17 protein-coding genes are annotated in these 20,226 nt (G+C 65.1%); 13 read left to right on the top strand and 4 right to left on the bottom strand.

Translation table 11 applies throughout. The annotated features are described in order from the left end of the window. The 6 genes from EOD07_RS02095 to EOD07_RS02070 form a co-directional block, all read left to right on the top strand. On the top strand, positions 1-1,427 hold a 1,427-nt coding region (locus tag EOD07_RS02095), incomplete at its 5' end, for an ABC transporter substrate-binding protein (RefSeq protein WP_164772028.1). A 31-nt stretch (positions 1,428-1,458) separates the two neighbouring features. After that, positions 1,459-2,418, top strand: a complete 960-nt coding sequence (locus EOD07_RS02090; protein WP_127233755.1) for an ABC transporter permease — start codon at positions 1,459-1,461, stop codon at positions 2,416-2,418. Next, positions 2,415-3,302 (top strand): ABC transporter permease, encoded by an 888-nt coding sequence (locus EOD07_RS02085; RefSeq protein ID WP_245469773.1) that lies wholly within the window; start codon positions 2,415-2,417, stop codon positions 3,300-3,302. The genes EOD07_RS02090 and EOD07_RS02085 overlap by 4 nt, the downstream gene beginning before the upstream one ends. Positions 3,303-3,354: 52 nt before the next feature. After that, positions 3,355-3,840: a hypothetical protein gene (locus EOD07_RS02080; protein WP_127233754.1), complete on the top strand. Its 486-nt coding sequence runs from the start codon at positions 3,355-3,357 to the stop codon at positions 3,838-3,840. Positions 3,841-3,960: 120 nt separating this feature from the next. After that, the gene (locus EOD07_RS02075) at positions 3,961-5,400 is read left to right on the top strand and encodes an aldehyde dehydrogenase family protein (RefSeq protein ID WP_127233753.1); all 1,440 of its coding nucleotides are present in this window, start codon (positions 3,961-3,963) and stop codon (positions 5,398-5,400) included. Between the two features lie 119 nt (positions 5,401-5,519). Further along, on the top strand, positions 5,520-6,095 hold the full coding sequence (locus EOD07_RS02070; protein ID WP_127233752.1) for a DUF1349 domain-containing protein: 576 nt from the start codon (positions 5,520-5,522) through the stop codon (positions 6,093-6,095). 21 nt (positions 6,096-6,116) lie between these two features. On the opposite strand, the gene EOD07_RS02065 is transcribed toward EOD07_RS02070, so the two are convergent. From EOD07_RS02065 to EOD07_RS02050, 4 genes are all read right to left on the bottom strand, one after another. After that, on the bottom strand, positions 6,117-7,682 hold the full coding sequence (locus EOD07_RS02065; RefSeq protein WP_127233751.1) for a glycosyltransferase: 1,566 nt from the start codon (positions 7,680-7,682) through the stop codon (positions 6,117-6,119). Between the two features lie 22 nt (positions 7,683-7,704). Next, a complete protein-coding gene (locus EOD07_RS02060; RefSeq protein ID WP_127233750.1) occupies positions 7,705-9,804 on the bottom strand; it encodes a glycosyltransferase in 2,100 nt (699 codons plus the stop codon). A gap of 11 nt (positions 9,805-9,815) precedes the next feature. Further along, on the bottom strand, positions 9,816-10,466 hold the full coding sequence (locus tag EOD07_RS02055; RefSeq protein WP_245469771.1) for a bifunctional DNA primase/polymerase: 651 nt from the start codon (positions 10,464-10,466) through the stop codon (positions 9,816-9,818). Between the two features lie 98 nt (positions 10,467-10,564). Then, positions 10,565-11,344 (bottom strand): LuxR C-terminal-related transcriptional regulator, encoded by a 780-nt coding sequence (locus tag EOD07_RS02050; RefSeq protein ID WP_127233748.1) that lies wholly within the window; start codon positions 11,342-11,344, stop codon positions 10,565-10,567. Between the two features lie 110 nt (positions 11,345-11,454). Here EOD07_RS02050 and EOD07_RS02045 point away from each other — a divergent pair, with 110 nt between their 5' ends. The 7 genes from EOD07_RS02045 to EOD07_RS02015 all read left to right on the top strand — a co-directional run bounded on the left by EOD07_RS02045 (position 11,455) and on the right by EOD07_RS02015 (position 20,117). Further along, a complete protein-coding gene (locus EOD07_RS02045) occupies positions 11,455-13,596 on the top strand; it encodes a hydantoinase/oxoprolinase family protein (RefSeq protein WP_127233747.1) in 2,142 nt (713 codons plus the stop codon). Between the two features lie 14 nt (positions 13,597-13,610). Continuing rightward, positions 13,611-15,806: a hydantoinase B/oxoprolinase family protein gene (locus EOD07_RS02040; RefSeq protein WP_127233746.1), complete on the top strand. Its 2,196-nt coding sequence runs from the start codon at positions 13,611-13,613 to the stop codon at positions 15,804-15,806. 6 nt (positions 15,807-15,812) lie between these two features. Continuing rightward, complete coding sequence (locus EOD07_RS02035) at positions 15,813-16,319, top strand: acetone carboxylase subunit gamma (RefSeq protein WP_127233745.1); 507 nt, start codon at positions 15,813-15,815, stop codon at positions 16,317-16,319. A gap of 7 nt (positions 16,320-16,326) precedes the next feature. Continuing rightward, a complete protein-coding gene (locus tag EOD07_RS02030) occupies positions 16,327-17,097 on the top strand; it encodes a glucose 1-dehydrogenase (protein ID WP_127233744.1) in 771 nt (256 codons plus the stop codon). 18 nt (positions 17,098-17,115) lie between these two features. Further along, on the top strand, positions 17,116-17,943 hold the full coding sequence (locus EOD07_RS02025; RefSeq protein WP_127233743.1) for an SDR family oxidoreductase: 828 nt from the start codon (positions 17,116-17,118) through the stop codon (positions 17,941-17,943). 129 nt (positions 17,944-18,072) lie between these two features. Beyond that, a complete protein-coding gene (locus EOD07_RS02020) occupies positions 18,073-18,963 on the top strand; it encodes an ABC transporter substrate-binding protein (RefSeq protein WP_245469770.1) in 891 nt (296 codons plus the stop codon). 92 nt (positions 18,964-19,055) lie between these two features. Further along, positions 19,056-20,117, top strand: a complete 1,062-nt coding sequence (locus EOD07_RS02015; RefSeq protein WP_127233742.1) for a betaine/proline/choline family ABC transporter ATP-binding protein — start codon at positions 19,056-19,058, stop codon at positions 20,115-20,117. The last annotated feature ends 109 nt before the right edge of the window (positions 20,118-20,226 follow it).

The raw sequence follows: 20,226 nt of genomic DNA, 5'->3' as shown, positions 1-20,226 counted from the left end.
GCCAGCCGACCAAGGCGATCGATCCGGTTTCGGTCACCGATCCGGCCAGCATCGGGGTGCTCAGCCAGGTCGGTGAATACCTGATCCTCGACGATCCCAAGGACGGGCTGCAGCCGAAGCTCGCTTTGTCCTGGGAAGCCGACGAAACGGCCAAGCGCTGGACATTCAAGCTGCGGCCCGGCGTGAAATTCCATGACGGCCGCACCGTCACCGCCAAGGACGTGGTGGCGAGCTTCGAGCGTCTGGTCGATCCGAACAGCGGCTCCTCGGCGCTCTCGGCTTACAAGGGCATCCTCTCCAAGGGCGGCGCCAAGATCGTCGACGACGAGACGGTCGCCTTCGATCTCGACCAGTCGAACTCCAATTTCCCCTTCTATGTCTCCTCCGACGTCTACAACGCCGTGATCCTGCCAGCCGACTATGCCGGCGATTTCGAGAAGAATTTCAACGGCACCGGCCCGTTCAAGCTCGAATCCTTCCGCCCCAAGCAGGGCGCCAGCTTCGTGCGCAATCCCGACTATTGGGGCGACAAGGCGCTGCCCGACCGCGTCGAGATCAAATTCTTCGACGACGAGCAGGCGCAGGTCGTGGCGCTGCAGGCAGGCCAGCTCGACGTCATCCCGAGCACCACGCGCCTGGAACTGGCGATCGAGGGCAATGCCAATTTCAAGCTGCTCAGCGTGCAGGCAAGCTCGCATGACGCCGTGCATCTCAGGACCGACCAGGCGCCGTTCACCGACAAGCGCGTTCGCCGCGCGTTGGCGCTCACCCTCGACCGCGAGGCCATCGTCAAAGGCCTGCTCAAGGGTCGCGCCATCGCCGGTAACGACACGCCATTCGCGCCGATCTTCCCCTCGGCCGATCCGTCCGTGCCGCAGCGCAAGCAGGACATCGCCGAGGCCAAGCGGCTGCTCGCCGAAGCCGGCGTGCCGAACGGCTTCGAGGTGACGCTGACCACCGAGCGCGCCTACGACATCCCCGATTACGCCGTCATCATCCAGAACTTCGCCAAGAAGGCCGGCATCGACATCAAGCTCAATGTGCTGCCGCAGGACGCCTATTACGGATCGGCGACCTTCGGCAGCTCGCCCTGGCTGGACTCCAATCTCGGCATCACCGATTTCGGCCATCGCGGCACGCCCGACATCTTCCTCAATGCGACGCTGAAGAGCGACGGCGCGTGGAACGCCGCGCATTTCAAGAATGCGGATTATGACGCCTTGCTGGTCGAATACGGCAAGGCGCGCGACCTTCAGGCGCAGCGCATCGCGGCCGGCAAGATCCAGGCCCTGTTGCTCGACGAGACGCCGGAGATCATCAGCTACTTCTCGCAATACAGCCGCATCTCCAGCGCGAAAGTGGAGGGCGTGCGCTTCACCGCGATCTCGCATCTCCTGCTCGACCGCGTTTCCTTCGTCCAGGCATGAAGCGGAAACGCCAAACCAGGCGGGATGCCGGATGCTGACCGGCCGCACCTTGTCGGCGCGCGCGGCCTCGCTGCTCCTCACCTTGTGGCTGGTCAGCGTGCTGGTCTTCCTCGCCGGGCAGGTCCTGCCCGGCGATGTCGCGCGCGTCATGCTGGGTCCCTTCGCCGACGCGCAGGCTGTCGCGGCGCTGAACAGGCAGCTCGGCGCCGACCAGCCCGTGCTCGTCCAGTACTGGCGCTGGTTCAGTGCGGCGCTAACCGGCGACTTCGGCACGTCGCTGTCGATGCGCGCGCCGGTCGCGCCCTTCGTGCTGGCAAGCCTCGGCCGCTCGGCGGCACTTGCCGGCATCATCCTTTTGTTTCTCGTGCCGCTCGGCGTCGGCGCGGGCGTCGTCGCCGGCCTCAACCGAGGACGACTGATCGACCGGCTGATCGTGCTTGCCGGCGTCTCCTTCGGCATCGTCCCGGATTTCGTGTCCGGCCTTCTCCTGCTCCTGGTCTTCGGCCTGTGGCTGAACTGGCTGCCGATCACGGGTGCCGCGCCCGATGGCGCGGGCTTCTGGACGAGCGGCTACTATCTCATCCTGCCGGCGCTGCCGCTGGTGCTCAACCTCGCCGGCTATCTGGCGCGCATGACGCGGGCCGGCGTCATCGAGGCGCTGGCCGCCGACTATACGCGCACCGCCATCCTGAAGGGACTCGATCGCCGGCAGGTCATTGTCCGTCACGTGCTGCCCAACGCGCTGACGCCCACGATCGCGGTGCTGGCGACGCAGAGCGGCTACATGCTCGGCGGGCTGGTGGTGATCGAGGCGCTGTTCGGCATCCAGGGGCTCGGCAATCTTGTGCTCAATGCCGCCAAGTCGCGCGATTTCCCGATGCTGGAAGCAGGCGTGCTGGTGATGGCGACGATCTTCGTCCTGTCCGCCGCGATAGGCGATCTCGTCCAGGCGCTGCTCGACCCGCGGCAGCGGCGGCGGGCGTCGCCATGATGGACCTCTTGGAATTCCCCGCGCCTTCGCACGCGCCCACATTGTTGCGGGTCGCCGGCAGGCTGGGCCGTACGGTTCGCGGCCTTCCGCCGTCCGTCGTTATTGGGACGCTCATCCTCGCTTTCTGGATCGCTTGCGCCTTGTTCGGCGACCGGCTGGTTCCCTACGATCCTTATGCCGAGGATTTTCTCGCCACGCTGACGCCGCCCGACGCCGCGCACTGGTTCGGCACCGACCATCTCGGCCGCGACGTGCTGTCCCGCATCATCGTCGGGTCGCGCGATATCCTGCTGGTGGCGCCGCTGGCCACGCTTGGCGGTGTTGCCGCTGGCACCATCATCGGCCTGGCGCTCGGCTATTTCGATGGCCTGGTCGATGCCATCGGCGCGCGGCTGCTCGACACGCTGATGGCCTTTCCCTTCATCGTGCTCGTCACCATGACGCTGGTGGCGCTGGGGCCATCGAACCTCACGGTTATCCTGGTGATCGCCATCGCCTATGCGCCTCTGGTGGCCAGGACCGTGCGCGCCGCGGTGCGCGAGCAGAAGGAGCGCGAATATGTCAGCGCGGCCCGCCTCGGCGGCGAGAATGCCTTCGCCATCATGGTGCTGGAGATCCTGCCCAACATCAGGGAGACGATCCTGATCGAGCTCGTCACAAGGCTCGGCTACGCCTTCTTCTCGATCGCCACGCTGAGCTTCCTCGGCCTCGGCATCCAGCCGCCTTCCGCCGACTGGGGCCTGGCGGTGGCCGAAGGCTACGGCTTCCTCACCGGCGGCAAATGGTGGGTCGTGGTCTTCAACTCGGGCGCGATCGTCTCGCTGGTCATGGCGACCAACCTCATCGCCCAAGGCATCGGCGCTTTCGAGAATATCGAGAGGTGAATTGCGGCTTTGATTGCTAGACTCCTGTTGATTCGCCTCGACAGGAAAAGGCATGAGCAAGGCCCTCGGCACATTCGCACTGATCACGGTTCTGAGCGCCTTGCTGATGGCCCTGTCATTGGCCGTGGCGAGGCATGGCTATCCCTATGGCGCGTATGGCGTGAAGCGCCTCGACGGCATCGCCGACGCCGGCTCCTTCCTGGCGATCGCCGCCGTCTATTTCTTCGGCGCCATGCTGATGATGATCCTGCCGATCCGCGCCGCCGGCATCGTGCTGACCCATGCCGCCGACGCGATCTTCTGGGCGACGATCATGCTCTTCGCGACCATCGTCGGCTCGCTCGTCGCCAGATGGGCCTTCGGCCAGCATGAGGTGCTTTGGGCGCTCTTCAACTGGCGCTTCCTGTTCGTGGCAGCGATCGTGGCGGCGCACCTCACCATGAACGAGCTTCGCCACAATGTCCTGCTCAGAAGCCTGTTCTTCGTCGTCTTTGGCGCGGTCACGCTCGCCTGCCTGTTCTGGTCGTTCTCGACCTGACGCGATCCGGCTCTAGGTTTAAGATCGCGGGTAGACCTCCTGCTGGCCAATAGCTATATCATTTGTCTGACAATTGACCCGGCCGAAGGCCGCCGCGACCAATCTCGAAGGAAAAACAAGATGACCGTGCTGCGCAAGAACCTGATCGACGGCGAGTGGCTTGGCGAGGCCGGCTCGCGCAACATCAACCCCTCGAACACCAACGACGTCGTCGGCGAATACGCTTCGGCGGGGCCGGAGCAGGCCAAGCAGGCGATCGCGGCCGCCAAGGCCGCTTTTCCGGCCTGGTCGCGCTCCGGCCCGCTGGCCCGCCACGCCGTGCTGAAGAAGACCTCCGACGAGATCATGGCGCGCAAGGATGAGATCGGCCGCTCGCTCGCGCGTGAAGAAGGCAAGACATTGGCCGAGGGCGTCGGCGAGACGATCCGTGCGGCGCAGATCTTCGATTTCTTCGCCGGCGAGACGCTGCGCCTGTCGGGCGAGATGGTGCCGAGCGTGCGGCCGGGCGTCGGCGTCGAGATGACCCGCGAAGGCGTCGGCGTCGTCGGAATCATCACGCCGTGGAATTTCCCCATCGCCATTCCCGCCTGGAAGATCGCGCCGGCGCTCGCCTACGGCAATACCATCGTCTTCAAGCCGGCGGAGCTCGTTCCCGAAAGCGCCTGGACCATCGTCGACATCCTGCACCGCGCCGGCCTGCCCAAGGGCGTGCTCAACCTCGTCATGGGCAAGGGCTCGGTTGTCGGCCAGGCGATGCTCGACAGCCCTGACGTCAACGCCATCTCCTTCACCGGCTCGGTCGGCACGGGCAAGCGCGTCGCCGCTGCAAGCGTTGAGCATATGCGCAAGTTCCAGCTCGAGATGGGCGGCAAGAACCCGCTCGTCGTGCTCGACGACGCCGATCTCGCCGTCGCCGTCGATTGCGCCGTCAACGGCGCCTATTTCTCGACCGGACAGCGCTGCACGGCATCCTCGCGCCTGATCGTCACCGAAGGCATCCACGACCGTTTCGTCGATGCGGTGAAGGAGCGGCTGGACAAGCTGGTCATCGGCGATGCGCTGGATGCCAAGACGCAGATCGGACCGGTCGTCGACCAGACGCAGCTCAAGCAGGACGAGGACTACATCGCCATCGGCCGCCAGGAAGGCGCCGAGCTCGCCTTCGGCGGCGACCGGCTGGAGCGCGGCACGCCGGGATTCTATCTGCAGCCGGCGCTGTTTGTCGGCTCGACCAATGCCATGCGCATCTCGCGCGAGGAGATCTTTGGCCCGGTCGCCAACGTCATCCGCGTCAAGGACTACGACGAGGCGCTCGCTGTCGCCAACGACACGCCGTTCGGCCTGACCTCGGGCATCTGCACCACCAGCCTGAAGCACGCGACGCATTTCAAGCGCAATTCCGAAGCCGGCATGGTCATGGTCAACCTGCCGACGGCGGGCGTCGACTTCCACGTGCCGTTCGGCGGCCGCAAGGGCTCGAGCTACGGTCCGCGCGAGCAGGGCCGCTACGCGATGGAGTTCTACACCACGGTGAAGACGGCCTATACATTCGCCGGCTAGAGCGTTTCACCGTTTCACGGAAACGGCGGACCACTCTATCTCTTTGTTTTGACGCAATTCCGGGCGGAAAACCGCTCACACTTCCCGGAATTGCTCTAATCCAATCCGGGAGGAGATCGATGAGCGTGGCCGAGATGACATGGCTCAACCCGCCGCCGCACCACACGGTCGGCGACGGCACGCTCACCGTTCGCACCGGCAAGGACACCGACTTCTGGCGCGAGACCTTCTACGGCTTCTGGCGCGACAACGGCCATTTCCTCCACCGTCCCGTCGAGGGTGATTTCAGCGCCGAGGTCACCGTCAAGGGCGACTACAAGGTGCTCTATGACCAGGCCGGGCTGATGCTGCGCCTCAGCGAAACGCACTGGATCAAGGCCGGCATCGAATACACCGACGGCTTGGCCTATTTCTCCGTCGTCGTCACCAACGACACTTCCGACTGGTCGCTGGTCGCCATCGCCGCCGGCAAGGACGGCGTCAGGATCCGCCTGACCCGCCACGCCGAGGCGATCCGCATCCAGTATCTCGACGCCTCGGATGGCCACTGGAAGCCGGTTCGGCTGGCCTATTTCCCGACCTCGAAAGCGGTCGATGTCGGGATGATGTGCTGCTCGCCGCAGCGCGAAGGTTTCGAGGTGACATTCTCCGGCTTCACGATCGGGCCGGCGATTTCAAGGGGCCTGCACGACTGAGCGACGCACCGTAGGCCGGTCTCACCACGGCACGTGCAGGATTTCGAGTCTCGGCAGGCCGATCGGCCGGATCCCCAGATCGTTGGCGAGCACGCCAAAGGCCTCCGTCTCGATCAGGTCGCGATAGGGGATTTCCGGAAAACGAAGCCCACCGCGATGCAAGATCGCGTCGACCATCAGCATCGTCCCGCCGACGCCGTCGAGCCCGATGCTGTCGAGATGCCTGACGTCGCTGAGATGGAGGCGGTTGTAGGAGTACGCCGGGGGTTGATGGATGCCGCCGTATATCTCGCGATAGTAGCGATAATCCTTCTCCTTGCGCACGCTGATGAAGCTGTTGAGGTCGAAGCTGTCGCCGCCGGCGATCTTGACGCAGTTGGGAACCACGATGCGATGCCCGCTTTCCATAAGCCGGCTCAGGATGCCGGCGGGAAACCGCCATACATCGATATCGATCCACAACGCCCAATCGTCGTCCGGGCCGAGGCCGTGGTCGATCAGGTGGTTGCGCACCTTCGCGATGGCGCCGCGCCTCACGCGCTGCAAGCGTCGCTTGGCGCGCTTGGTTCGATCGAGCCGGACGCCTGTCTGTCTCTGCAGCAGAACCACGTCACGATAGACGCCGGTCAGCGGCGCCACGGCTTGCTGCAATCGCTGCCAGCTTCCGTCCGTGCTGTCGCCCTCGCAAAAGACCAGCTTGATCCTGTCCTTCGGGTAATCGAGTGCGGAGACGGCATCGAGAAACGGCTGGATATGATCCGCCGCGTCGCGCAGCGGCACCAGAATGGCGACGTTGCCGCCTGACGGGGCAGGCGCGGCGACGGCCGCCGGGTCCACGCCCTCCCTGGCGGCTGCTTCGCTCAGATAGGCGCCGCGCGTCAGATGATGCCAGGACCGGTAGACCCGCGTGCGGATCTTGTCTCGCCATCCCGGCGCCGGGGCGCGTGTCCACCATGTGCCGGCCCAATGGTGGATGGAAAGGGTAGGCGTCTCGTTGCCGCCATTGCGTCCGGCCGAGTCCACCGGCGCGAACAACGCCGAAGGGTGGATGGCGAAGGCGGATTGGTCGCCGTAGCTGAGCTGCGCCGAAGTCATCACACAGGGGCCTGTCGCGTCGATGGCCTCCTTGGCGTGGGCCAGCCCCGGCAGGAAGGACAGGAGGTGAAGCCAGAAGGGATGCCCGGGCGGGCTGGCGATCGTGCCGTTGAACAGAAGATAGGGCAATCGGCGGAAAGCGGCCTGCACCCGTGCATGCGTGTCCGGTTCCTTGCAGACCACGATCCGGTCCTCGCTGGCCAGCGGATCGAACGAGGCCACGCATTCGCAGTCGATATCGGCATAGACGCCGCCGAAATGGTGCAGAAGCATATACCGTCCGGCATCCGCCCTCAGCACACCCCGTTCGTAACTGCAAAAGGTCGGCAGGAAGTCGGGATAATACCGGGCGACGAATTCGAGCAGCCGCCGGTCGTTCCAGAACATCATCGTCCAGTCCGGATGGTGCCGTTTCCAGCTCTCGACATAGGCCTGGAACCGGGCGGGGATGTCGTCGGCCTTCCAGGTCTGGTGCAGGATCTTGGGGATCATCGAAGACTCGTTGTGCAGCGGTTCATCGGCTGGCGCCCTCCAGCCCCAGGCCATGGCGAACGGCGTCGCGGATCGCCTGAGGTCCGAAGCGGGACCATGCGGTGCCATGGGCGCGGACGCGCAGTCTGGCCATGCGAGCGGGGTCGGAACAGAGTGCGACCGTCAGGTCGGCAAGTCCTTCGTCGGTGTCGGACAGGAGCAAGTCCGCGCCGCCGGTGAGGTCGAGCCCTTCCGCCGCGAGCGGCGTCGCGATCACCGGAACACCCGCGGCCATCGCTTCCAGGATCTTTATGCGCGTGCCGCCCCCGGTCCTGAGCGGAACGATGCAGAGATGCGCTGCCGACAGCAGGGGTCCGATATCGTCGGGGTTTTCGATCAGGACGACGCCGTCGAGTTCCGACAGGGCCTGGACGGCTGGATCGGGCGAACGGCCGGCAAGGACGAGCCGCGCGCCCGGCAACGCCTGCCGGACCCGCGACAGGATGATGCGGGCCAGGCGTTCAGCGGCATCGATGTTGGGATGATAGCTGAGATGGCCGACAAAGAGGATAACCGGAAATCCATCGGATGTGCCAGGCGGTGGCAGCAGCGTCCTGGACAAATCTTGGGCGCGCGGGATGCCGTTCGGCACGATATCGACCGGAGTTTCATGCGCGGTTATCGCCTTGAGCCGCTCGCGGTCCAGCTTCGAACAGACCCAGATGCGATCGACGATCGCCGCCGCCCTCCGCTCCAACTGCCTTATCTCGGGCGACACGGCCGACGCGGCATCGCCGGGCGTCTGGGTGGCGAGATCGGATTCGACATTGTGCATGTCGAGAATGAGCTGACCGGTCAACGGCCGCAGAGGCTGCAGCAGCTTGAACAGCGGAATGCTCTCGACGATGATCGTGTCCGGGCGGAACGCGCGCACCAGGGCTTTGAGGCGGGCGAGCGCCGGCCGCGGAATCCGGTTCTCGCCCTTGAGGCGTCGCCAGCCGAGCGAATGCGATAGCTTTTCGGCTTCCGTGGTCAGTGAGACCGTGCGGATGTCGCGGCCTGGTGGCTGCGTCGAGCCGGCAGGTCTGACCGAGGCAAGACGGACGGGACCGATTTCGGCGGCCGCGACGGCATTGCCGAAAGTCCTGAGGTCGGCGCCGGAGGCGGGCGGGTAGGCCGGATCGAAGCTGACGATCAGCGTGCGCCGTGGCGCCGCCAAGCCGGCGGCCGGCCTGATCCCGGCCAGCCGCCCGAACCGGATCCTGGCCAGGTATTGGGCCGCTTTCCAGCTCCGGCCAAGTTCTCGATGGCCCTTGACCGCGCGCATCATGCCGGCGGCGTCCGCCAACATCCTGTGCTTGATAAGCTGGCGGGCGATGCGCTGCGCTATCCAGGCCTTTCGCCATTGCAACGCGTCCCGCTCGACGCCGGCGGCCGCGAGGCCGTTGAGTTCGCGCGCTATGGTGAGGAACGTCTTGCGCGGCGCGGTGATGAAACGGCGCGCCATACGTTCCTCGTCATGGTGATAGAGAAGCACCGGCGTGTCGATGGCGACGATTTCGGCGCGTGCCAGCAGCGCCGCCCAGTAGCAGGTGTCCTCGTCGAGCCCGATCGTTTCCGGAAAGCGGATGCCGGCTGTCGCCCAACCGGCAACCAGCGCGCTCCCCATGGCGATCGGCCACAGCTCGTTGCGCAGGTATCGGCGCGTGTTCTGCCGCTTGTCAGGGCCATAGCCATGCGGGGTCTTGAGCTTGTCCGGCCGGCCTTTCGCGCGCCGTATGCTGGCCCCGACGGCGAGGCCGGCGCCAGGCTGGCCTGCGAGAGCCGATCCCAGCAGCGACAGGCTGCCGGGCATCACCTCGTCATCGGCATCGAGAAAGAAGATGGATGTGCCGCTCGTCCGCTCGATTCCGACATTGCGCGCGGCGCCCGCGCTGCCCAGGCGAACGCTCACCACATCCAGCGGCAAGCCATGGCGGCGAGCGCTCTCCATCGCCGTCTCGGCCGTGCAGTCATCCGAGCTGTCGTCTATCAGCAGGATCTCGCGGATGACCGCCCTGTCGGCGGTCAGGCTGCCGAGCGCCGCGTCCAGCGTCGCGGCCGCATTCCTTGCCGGGATGACGACGGTTATGTCGGCCGCCATGCGCTAACCGCTCATTGCCGTTCGAAGAAGCCGCGCTTGAGCAGGCGGTCGTAGTGGTGCTTGAGCAGTGACACCGGCCGCAGCGAAAGACTGCCAAGGCTATCGACGAGCTGCGGCTCGATGTCGAATGGCGACTGGTTTTCGAGCCAGCGGTAGGAAGAACCGTCCCTGAGCACCGAAGGAGAGCCCACCACATAACCGCCGAGCGCCTTGACGTGGCCGACCCGTCGCAGGCCGAAATGCAGGCTGGAGGAGACCATTGGTTCCCGCGTTCTCAGATAGACGTGAAATCCGCTCGGCGACTTTGCTATCGGCGTGCCGTTCGCAATTGCCTTGTGATCGGCGCGCCAGGCACGGTAGCCGGCATCGTCATCGAAATCGAGGATCATCAGGTTGGAGAATCCCCCCAATATGCCGACATTGCCGGCAAAGCCGCGAAACCAGCTTGCAATGTCGCTACCGTCCGGCGGCTTCTGCGCCAGCTGGAAGGTGATGGAATTGAAAGCCAGTTCCTTCAGGTCCTTGCGCAGCGTCTGCAGATGCAGCGGATCATACTCCATCGCCGCAAGGTCGAGATGCTTGCCGCCGGCGCGAAGCGGAAGACATATGTAGCCGCGCTCCCGCAGCCTCAAAGCATAATCGGTCAGCACCTCAGGCTGCATGCGCCAGCTTAGCCCGTATCGAACCCACGGCCGATCTTCGTTAGCCAACAGCGCCGTCGTCAAGCAATTCATCCCGGCCCGATGCGTTATTTTGCGGGCTAGCCGTCCATCCGGTGCTGGAAGAATTGCAGGAACAATTCCCGCTCGGTGGTGATGTCGAGCTTTTCATAGATTCGCCGGCGGTGGTTCTTCACCGTGCCGACCGTGATGCCGAGCCGCTCGGCGATGTTGGCGGTTGGATGGCCGGCGAGGATGAGTTCCACCAGCTCGCGCTCGCGCAATGAGAGTTCCGGCCACAGGCTTCCCGGAATTCTGGGCTTCTGCTGCGGCGAGGCGCCTGGACCGCTCGGCGCCGAGGTGCGTGAAAAGTCTGAGCCGCGCGCTTTGATGTCCAGCGCATGCAGCGCTTCGAACACCGGCAGCCGCTCGGTCAGCAACGCGATCTCGCCGTCCTTGAACGACACGGTCGAGCGGTCGAGGAAGATGCCGAGGCACCAGTCGCCGCCGTCGGCGAGCAGGATGCCGACCTCGTCGCAGATTTCGGACTGCGCCAGGAAGCCGGCTATGTACTGGCCGCGCTTGGCCTCCTCGTCGGCCAGGCCCTTCAGCGGCATGATGCCCAGCCGGCGCTGGCTGCGCCAGGAGGCATAGAAGGGGTCGAAGACGTAGTAATCGTCGAGATAGCGCCGCACCATCTCGTCGGAGAAGCGCCGGTGCTTGACGAATTCCGGCGTCCTGGTCGCCGAATAGCGCGTCACCGTCACCAGGTCATGCGCGATGTCGGCGCCGATCAGGTCGATCAGGCAGTCGACATGCCGGTCGGTACCGGTGGCGGCGATCGCTTTTGCCAGCGGCACCCAGATATTGCCCATGCGCATGCCCTTTTCTCGGCGAACCCGGCCCAAGCGTCATTGTGTCTTTAGGCATATGGCGCGATCGGGCTTTGGGAATCTAGCCTGCGGTCACTCTCGGCAAGGGAAAGCGACCCGTGGACCAGATCACCACCAACCCAATCGTCATCGGCATCGACGCCGGCGGCACCATGACCGACACGATCCTTGTCGATCAGGACGGCCACTTCAAGATCGGCAAGTCGGCGACCACGCCAAAGAATGAGGCCGAGGGCTTCCTGGCTTCGGCCGAGGACGCGGCGGATGCCTGGGGCATCTCGCTGCAGGATCTGTTTTCGGGCGTCAACGTGGTGCTCTATTCCGGCACCGGCATGCTCAACACGCTTCTGTCGCGCACCGGCCGCAAGCTCGGGCTGATCACCACCAAGGGCCTCGAGGACATGATCCTGATGGGCCGCGGCCTGCAGGCCTGGGCGGACTATTCCTATGCCGACCGCCTGCATGCGGTCACCCATCACCATCCCGACCCGCTGGTGCCGCGCCGCCGTACCCACGGCGTCACCGAGCGCATCGACCAGTTCGGCGACGTCATCCTGCCGCTCTACGAGCACGAGGTGCACGCTGCCGCAAAGAAGCTGATCGCCGACAAGGTCGAGGCGATCTGCATCATGACCATCTTCTCCCATGTCAATCCGGCGCATGAGAAACGCATCGCCGAGATCTGCCGCGAGGAGATCGCCGCCGCCGGCGCCGACGTCCTCGTCTACACCAGCCACGAAGTGCGCCCGGTCATCCGCGAGCAGTCGCGGCTGAACTCGGTGCTGATCGAAGCCTATGCCACCTCACGCGGCCGCAGGCAGCTCAAGGGCATCGAGGACGTCTCGAAGAAATATGGCTTCAGATATGGCGTGCAGACGCTGCTTTCCTTCGGCGGCCTGACGTCCATCGACCATCCGCGCCTGCACGAGACGATGATCTCCGGTCCGATCGGCGGCATCCTGGGCGCCGCCTATGTCGGCAAGCTGATCGGCAACGACTCGCTGATCTGCTCGGATATGGGCGGCACCTCCTTCGACATGGGCGTCATCACCCGCGGCCAGACGCGGATCGAGAACGAGCCGCTTATGGACCGCTTCAAGCTCAACGTCCCGACGCTGCATCTCGACACGATCGGCGCCGGCGCCGGCATGATCCTCAAGGTCGACCCGCTGACCAAAAAGGTCTCGCTCGGGCCGGAAAGCGCCGGCTCCGATCCCGGCCCGATCTGCTTCGCCAAGGGCGGCGCCGAGCCGACGATCGCCGACTGCGACGCCATCCTCGGCCGCTTGAACCCGCATTACTTCCTCGGCGGCAAGGTCGTGCTGCAGGTCGAAAAAGCAAGGAAAGCCTTCGAGGAGAAATGCGCCCGCGTGCTCGGCGTCGGCGTCGAGGAGGCCGCCGAAGGCATGATCGACATGCTGGAGGCCGACGCCAACAACGCGCTGCGCCGTGTCATCTCCGGCCAGGGCATCCATCCATCGGAATTCACGCTGCTCTCCTATGGCGGCTCCGGCCCGCTGCACCTCGCCGGCTGCTCCAAAGGCATCGGCTTCAAGGACATCATCACCTTCCAGTTCGCCGCCGCCTTCTCGGCCTTCGGCTGCACCACTGCCGATTTCATGCGCCGGCATTCGGTGTCGACGCAGATCGACATCGGCGCGCGCGCCAGCGATGACGAATTGCAGGCTTTCGGGGCGAAGGTCACCGGCGTGTGGGACGACCTGACGAAGGCCGCGGTCGAAGAAATGGTCGCCGACGGCCATGCGCTCTCCAAGATCAAGACCGTGCCGTTCCTGATGATGCGCTACACCGGCCAGCTCGAGGACGTCGAGGTGATGGCGCCGCTGTCGGCGGTTCGTTCGGCCGACGACATGCGCAAGGTCGTCGCCGAGTTCGAGGCGGTCTACGCCAAGGTCAATCACCGTGTGTCGCGCTATGGCGAGGCCGGCTTCTCGATCACCGAGCTGGGCTTGATCGCGACCGCCGACAAGGTCAAGCCGATGCTGGTCAAGCGGCCGCTGGGCAAATCCGACCCCGCGTCGGCCCATAAGGGGGGGCGCGAGGCCTATATCGGCGGCCGCTGGCACAAGGCCAATCTCTACGAGATGGATCTGCTCCAGCCCGGCCACGAGGTTATCGGCCCGGCCATCATCGAACATCCGGCGACCACGCTCGTCGTCCACCCGCAGGACCGCGTCCATGTCGATGAATGGACGCTGCTGCACTACACCCACGCTTGAGAAGGGCGAACGCCATGCTGGACAAACCCGCCTCCGCCCTGCGCATCCGCGAAAGGCTGATCGAATCCGAACGGCTGATGGACGAGACCGGCTGCTATGACGGCATCACCGAGCTCGAGCTGCGCAACCAGGATCCGCTGAAGTTCGAGACGCTGCACACCAAATTGCGCGCCTATTGCGTGTCGGCCCGCGAGATGGCGCGGCGTATCTCCGCCTCGCCCGGCGTGCGCGAGGTCGGCGAGATGGTCGTCGCCATCTACACGCCGGAGGGCGACGCGATTGCGCTCTCCAACGGCATCATGGTGCATGTCCACACGATGAGCCGCTTCATCAAATGGATGATCCGCAACGGCTACGAGGAGAACCCGCAAATCCGCGATGGCGATATCTTCGCCAACAATGACGCCTTCATCGGCACCGTGCAGGTGCCGGACGTGATGGACGTGATGCCGATCTTCCATTCGGGCAAGCTCGTCGGCTGGGCCGGCGCCGTCTGTCACGAGCTGGAGGCCGGTGGCATCACACCGGGCGGCGACGTGGCGCTGGCGCAGGAGCGCTTCACCGAAGGCCTGTTCGTTTGTGCCGAGAAGGTCGGCGAGAACGACGAGCTCAGGCGCGACTACGTCATCCGCTGCGAGCGCAATCTCCGCATGCCGATCTACTGGGTGCTGGACGAGAAGGCCAAGGTCGCCTCCTGCATCGACATGCGCGAAAGCGTCAAGGCGCTGATCGACGAGATCGGCCTCGACTACTGGATGCAGGTGTCGAAGGAGTTCATCGAGGAAGGTCGCCGCGCCCAGCTCGCCCGCACCCGCCAGCTCACGGTGCCCGGCATCTATCGCGGCCACACCTTCTACGGCCACGTCACCGCCGGCAAGCCGGGCTACCAGCCGCTCGGCGACCCCAACTGGCTCTACAACATTCCGATCGAGATGGAGATCACGTCCGACGGCAAGATCGTCATGGACTTCGAGGGCACGCAGCCCTGGGGCTACCATTCGATGAACTGCACGCCGGCCGGCATGGACGGCGGCATGTTCGTGACGCTGACCCAGCACATGAATTTCGAGGGCCTGGTCAATGACGGCGCCTGGATGGCGACCGAATTGAAGCTGCCGCATGGCACCTGGACCAACCCCGACAACGAGATGGTGGCGACGGCCACGTCCTGGGCGCTGCTGTTGCCCGCCTATGGCGTCTTCCAGCGGCTGTTGTCGCGCTCCTTCATCGCGCGCGGCTTCGTCGAGGAGGCCTTTGTCGGCCAGGTCAACAGCCCGATGATCGAGATGGGGGGCACCAGCCAATACGGCACCCCCTTCGGCATGGCGCATTTCGAATGCGCCGCCGCCGGCTCCGGCGCGCTGGCGGTCAAGGACGGGCTCGACACCGCCTATGTCGGCTGGAATCCGGAATCCGACATGGGCAACATCGAGATCTGGGAGCAGAACATGCCGATGCTCTATATCGGCCGCTCCATCGTTCCCAATTCCGGCGGCGCCGGCAAATATCGCGGCGGCTGTTCCTTCCTGTCGACCTGGCTGGTCTCGAAGACCGATCATCTGCGGCTGGTGACCTCCGAGCACTCCTCGCGCGTCTTCGACAATGGCGGGCTGTGCGGCGGCTATCCGGCGCCGACCTGCCAGAAGCACCGCGCGGTGCGCGACTCGAACATCTTCGAGCTGGCCGAGAACGGCGCGCCGCTGGCGCACCACACCGGCACCAATCCGTACCGCTCGGAACTGGAGGTGCGGCTGGAAGGCGAGCATGTGACGCTGGAAGGGCCGTACATCACAGCACCCCACAAGACGGGCGACGTCTTCACCCATTCCTACAATGGCGGCGGGGGTTACGGTGACGTGCTGGAGCGCGACCCGGTCAAGACCGCCTGGGACGTCGAGAACGGTTTTCTGACCAAGGAAGCAGCCGAGGGCATCTTCGGCATCGTGCTCGACGAGGACGAGGAAGGCTTCCCGGTCGCCAATCTCGACGCCACCAAGCGCCATCGCGCCGAGACGCGGGCCAAGCGCCTGGCGCGTGCAAAACCGGTCTCGGAATGGATCGCCAAGGAGCGCGAACGCGTGAAGGCCGCCGATTTCGCGCCCGAGGTGAAGAAGATGTACGCCAGCGCCATCAAGCTGTCGCCGCGCTTCACCAGGGACTTTTCGACCTTCTGGGATGTCGATGCCAAATCGACCTTCGGCGTGGAGTAAGGGACCATGACCTCATACAGCAAGGAAGTCATCGCCGACCTGGTTTCCGGTGCGCTGCCCTGGCCGCAGACGAGGCGCATCATGAGCGCCTACAAGGACGACGACCGTTTCTTCAAATATGTCGCGGTGCTGCAGGACCGCGTCGGCTGGAAGGACCCGATCCTGCTCCCGGTCGGAGACCACCTCTTCATCTGCCAGAGCGGCGACGAGCGGGTGACGAAATGCGAATGCGGCCACTCCTTCGGCGACTACCGCAAGAACTGGAAGCTGAAGGCCGCGATCATCGTGCGTGACAGCGAGGAATCGCTGCGCGAGATCTATCCCAACAGCGACTTGCCGGATCCGGAGTGGATGGAAATCCGCGAATTCATCTGCCCGCAATGCGGCACGCTGCATGAGGTCGAGGCGGCCGCCCCCGGCTATCCGATCGTGCATGATTTCGAGCCCGATCTCGAAGGTTTCTATCGTGACTGGCTGGGCAAGCCGCTGGAGCCGTTGAACAAGGGAGGCTGATGCCGCAATGGGCCGCGTCGCAGGCAAGGCGGCGCTCGTTACCGGGGCCGGGCTCGGCCTCGGGCGGGCGTCGTCGCTTCTGCTGGCGTCGGAAGGCGCCAGGCTCGTCGTCAGCGACATCGATGAAGGCCTCGCGGCCAACACGGCGGCGGAGATCGTCAAGGCCGGTGGCGAAGCGCTGGCGCTGCGCCATGATGTGTCGAAACCCGAGGACTGGCCGGCCGTCATGGCTGCGATCGAGCAGCGCTTCGGGCGGCTCGACGTGCTGGTCAACAACGCCGGCATCGCCATCGCCCGGAACATCGAGGACACGACTCTAGCCGAATGGCGGCGCACCATGGCGGTCAACCTCGACGGCGTCTTCCTCGGCTGCCAGGAAGGCGTCAGGCTGATGAAGAAATCCGGCGGCGGATCGATCATCAATCTCTCCTCCATCGACGGCATCATCGGCGAGGCGGAGCTTGCCGCCTACTGCGCCTCCAAGGGCGGCGTACGCACCTTGACCAAGGCGGTCGCCGTGCATTGTGCCGAACAGCGCTACGGCATCCGCTGCAATTCCATCCATCCGGGCTACATCTGGACGCCGCAGACCGAGAACTATTTGCGCGACCTCGGCACGCTCGAGCAGGAGAAGGCCAGGGCGCTGTCGCGGCATCCGATCGGCTTTCTCGGCGAGCCGAACGACATCGCCTACATGGTCCTCTACCTCGCCTCGGACGAATCGAAATTCGTCACCGGCTCCGAAATGGTGGTCGACGGAGGCTATCTTGCAGTGTGAACCCGGAGACCGCTTGCGATGACCAACCTCACCGGCCGCAGCGCCATCGTCACCGGCGGCTTTTCCGGCATGGGCTTTGCCATCGCCACGGCGCTCGCCAAGGCCGGCGCCAACGTAGCCGTCGGCTCCTATGTGGCGCCGCCGCAGGCGGGCAGGGCAGACGCCGCCTACTATCCCGGCGCCGACGAGATCGAGCGCGTGAAGTCGGCGCTGGCCGCCCACGGCACCAAGGTGCATGCCGCCCATCTCGACGTGCGCGACAGCGTGCTCACCAACCTCTTCTTTGCGGAAGCCCAGGCGACGGTCGGCCCGGCCGACATCCTCGTCAATGCCGCGGGTACCACGGCCGAGCAGCCTGTCTGCGGCCATTCCGACGAGCTCTGGGACAAGATCGTCGACACCAACCTCACCGGGGCGTTCCGCACGACCCGCGCGGTCCTGCCCGGCATGATCGAGCGCGGCTGGGGCCGCATCGTCAACATCGGCTCGACCGCCGCTTCCGTCGGCTGGAAGGACAATCCAGCTTATTGCGCCTCCAAGGCCGGCCTGCTCGGCCTGACCCGGTGCGTCGCGCTCGAAGGCGCGGCACACGGCGTTACCTGCGTCATGATCAGCCCGACCTGGGTCGAAACCGAGCTGATGCGCCGCAACGTGGCGCAGGTCGTCGAGCGCGAAGGCAAGGGCCGCAGCGCCGAGGACCTGATGGACGAATTCAGGAAGGGCAACCCGCAGGGGCGTATGATGCAGCCGGAAGAAATTGCGGCGCTCGCGGTCTTCCTCTGCTCGGACCTGGCCAAGGGGATCACCATGGAAAACATCCAGATCACCGGCGGAGCCTTATGGTAGCATCGGCCGGGGTGATGGATACCGGTCTCGTGGGAGGAGGCCGGCATGACGGAAGGACCATCAACCAACAGGGGAACTGACATGATGATAAGAAATGTCTTGCAAACAGCCGGAATTGGCCTCGCGCTGATGCTTGCTGGAGGGAGCGCGGCGTACAGCGCCGATCTTGGCGCCAAGGACGAGCCGATCAAGCTCGCCATGCTGGAATGGACCGGCGCACATGTCTCCACGCACATCGCCGGACAGCTCCTGGAGAAGCTCGGCTATAAGGTCGAATACGTCACCGCCGGCAACTTCCCGCAATTTTCGGGCCTCGCCGACGGCTCGCTCAGCGCATCGGTCGAGATCTGGTTGAACAATGTCGGCGACATCTATCCGAAGGTGCTGGCCGCCAAGCAGATCGAGGACATCGGCAAGCTCGATCTGAAGACCCAGGAAGGCTGGATCTATCCGAAGTTCATGGAGAAGGTCTGCCCTGGCCTGCCGGACTGGAATGCGCTGAACAAGCCCGAATGCGTGCAGGCATTGGCGACACCTGAAACCGCGCCCAACGGTCGCTTCCTCGACTATCCGGCCGATTGGGGCTCGCGCGCGGCGACCATCCTCGCCGACAACAATATGCCTTACACCGCCGTTCCGTCGGGCTCCGAAGGCGCGCTGGTCGCCGAATTGGAAGCAGCAGAAGCCGCCAAGACGCCGCTGATCATGATGTTCTGGGGCCCGCATTACGCGCTGGCCGAGAACGATGTCGGTTGGGTGACGATGCCGCCCTGCAAGGAGCAGACCAACGAGCACTGCATCACCCCTCCCGATGTCGACAAGATCGTCTGGTCGGGTTTCGGCGCCAAATGGCCGGCGGCCTATGCCTTCCTCAAGGCCTTCAAGATGGATGCGACCGAGCAGCAGAAGATGATGCTGGCCGTCGACAAGCAGGGCAAGGACCTCGACGCCGTCGTCAAGGAATGGATCGACAAGAACGAGACGGTGTGGAAACCTTGGCTCGACGCCGCCAAGGGATAATTCGCCGATGTGCCTGGCAAAGGCTGAGGGCACCATAGGCCCGGTTTCCGCAATGCGCGGAGCCGGGCGAGCGATCGGCACGGGTTGATGGAATGGACACTGCCGCGCGCCCGATAAAGCTTGCCTGCCGAAATGTCTGGAAGGTCTATGGCCGGCGCCCGGCCTATTATTTCGACTCGCGCGGCTATGTGATCGATCCCGATGCTCTGGCCGAGCGCCTGCGCGCGGAGGCGCATCTGCCGGCCGTGGTCGATGCCAGCTTCGAGGTGGCGACCGGCGAAATCTTCGTCATCATGGGCCTGTCCGGCTCCGGCAAGTCGACCCTGGTGCGCTGTCTGTCGCGCCTGGTCGAGCCGAGCGCCGGCGAGATCCTGCTCGACGGCAGGAACCTGCTCGCCGCCGGCGGCAAGGAGCTCATCGAGCTGCGCCGCCACGCCATGGGCATGGTGTTCCAGAATTTCGGCCTGCTGCCGCATCTGAACGTGTTGGGAAACGTCGCCTTCCCGCTGAAGATCCAGGGCAAGCCGGCGAAGGAGCGCGAGGCCCGCGCCCGCGAGATGATCGCCCTGGTCGGGCTCGAAGGCCGCGAGGCGTCTTTCCCGCACCAGCTCTCCGGCGGCCAGCAGCAGCGCGTCGGCATCGCCCGTTCGCTTGCGGTGGGGCCGGAGCTCTGGTTTCTCGACGAACCGTTCTCGGCGCTCGACCCGCTGATCCGCAAGCAGATGCAGGACGAGTTCCTGCGCCTGCAGCGCATGCTGAAGAAGACCATCATCTTCATCACCCACGATATCGCCGAGGCCTTCCGCCTCGCCGACCGGCTGGCGATCATGCGGGCCGGCAAGATCGTGCAGATCGGCCGCCCGGCCGATATCGTGCTCAACCCGGCCGACGACTATGTCGCGCAGTTCACCGAGGACATGCCGCTGTTGCGCGTCATCACGGCCGGCGACATCGCCGCGCCCGCCAATGGCGCGGTGCTGCCTGAGCGCAGCATCGCCGCCGACACCAGCCTCGAAGCGCTGATCCCGCAGCTCGCCTCCGGCGTGGCGGCGTTCACGGTGCCGGGCGCCGGCGACAGCCCGCCGGCGGTGCTCAGCGCCGGCGCCGTGCTCGCCGTGATGGAGCGCGAGCAGGCGAGGCGCAAAAGTTCATGACGGCGCCGGCCGCGATCGCACCATCCCCGCAAAGGTTCGCCATCGCGCCGGCCCTTCTTCCCTGGTGCGCGCTGGCCGTGCTGACGGTGCTTTGCCTGCTGTTCAAAAC

Source organism: Mesorhizobium sp. M2C.T.Ca.TU.002.02.1.1, from assembly GCF_003997225.1.
The sequence above is the reverse complement of the archived record's forward strand: the minus strand, read 5'-3'. Positions and strand labels throughout refer to the sequence as shown.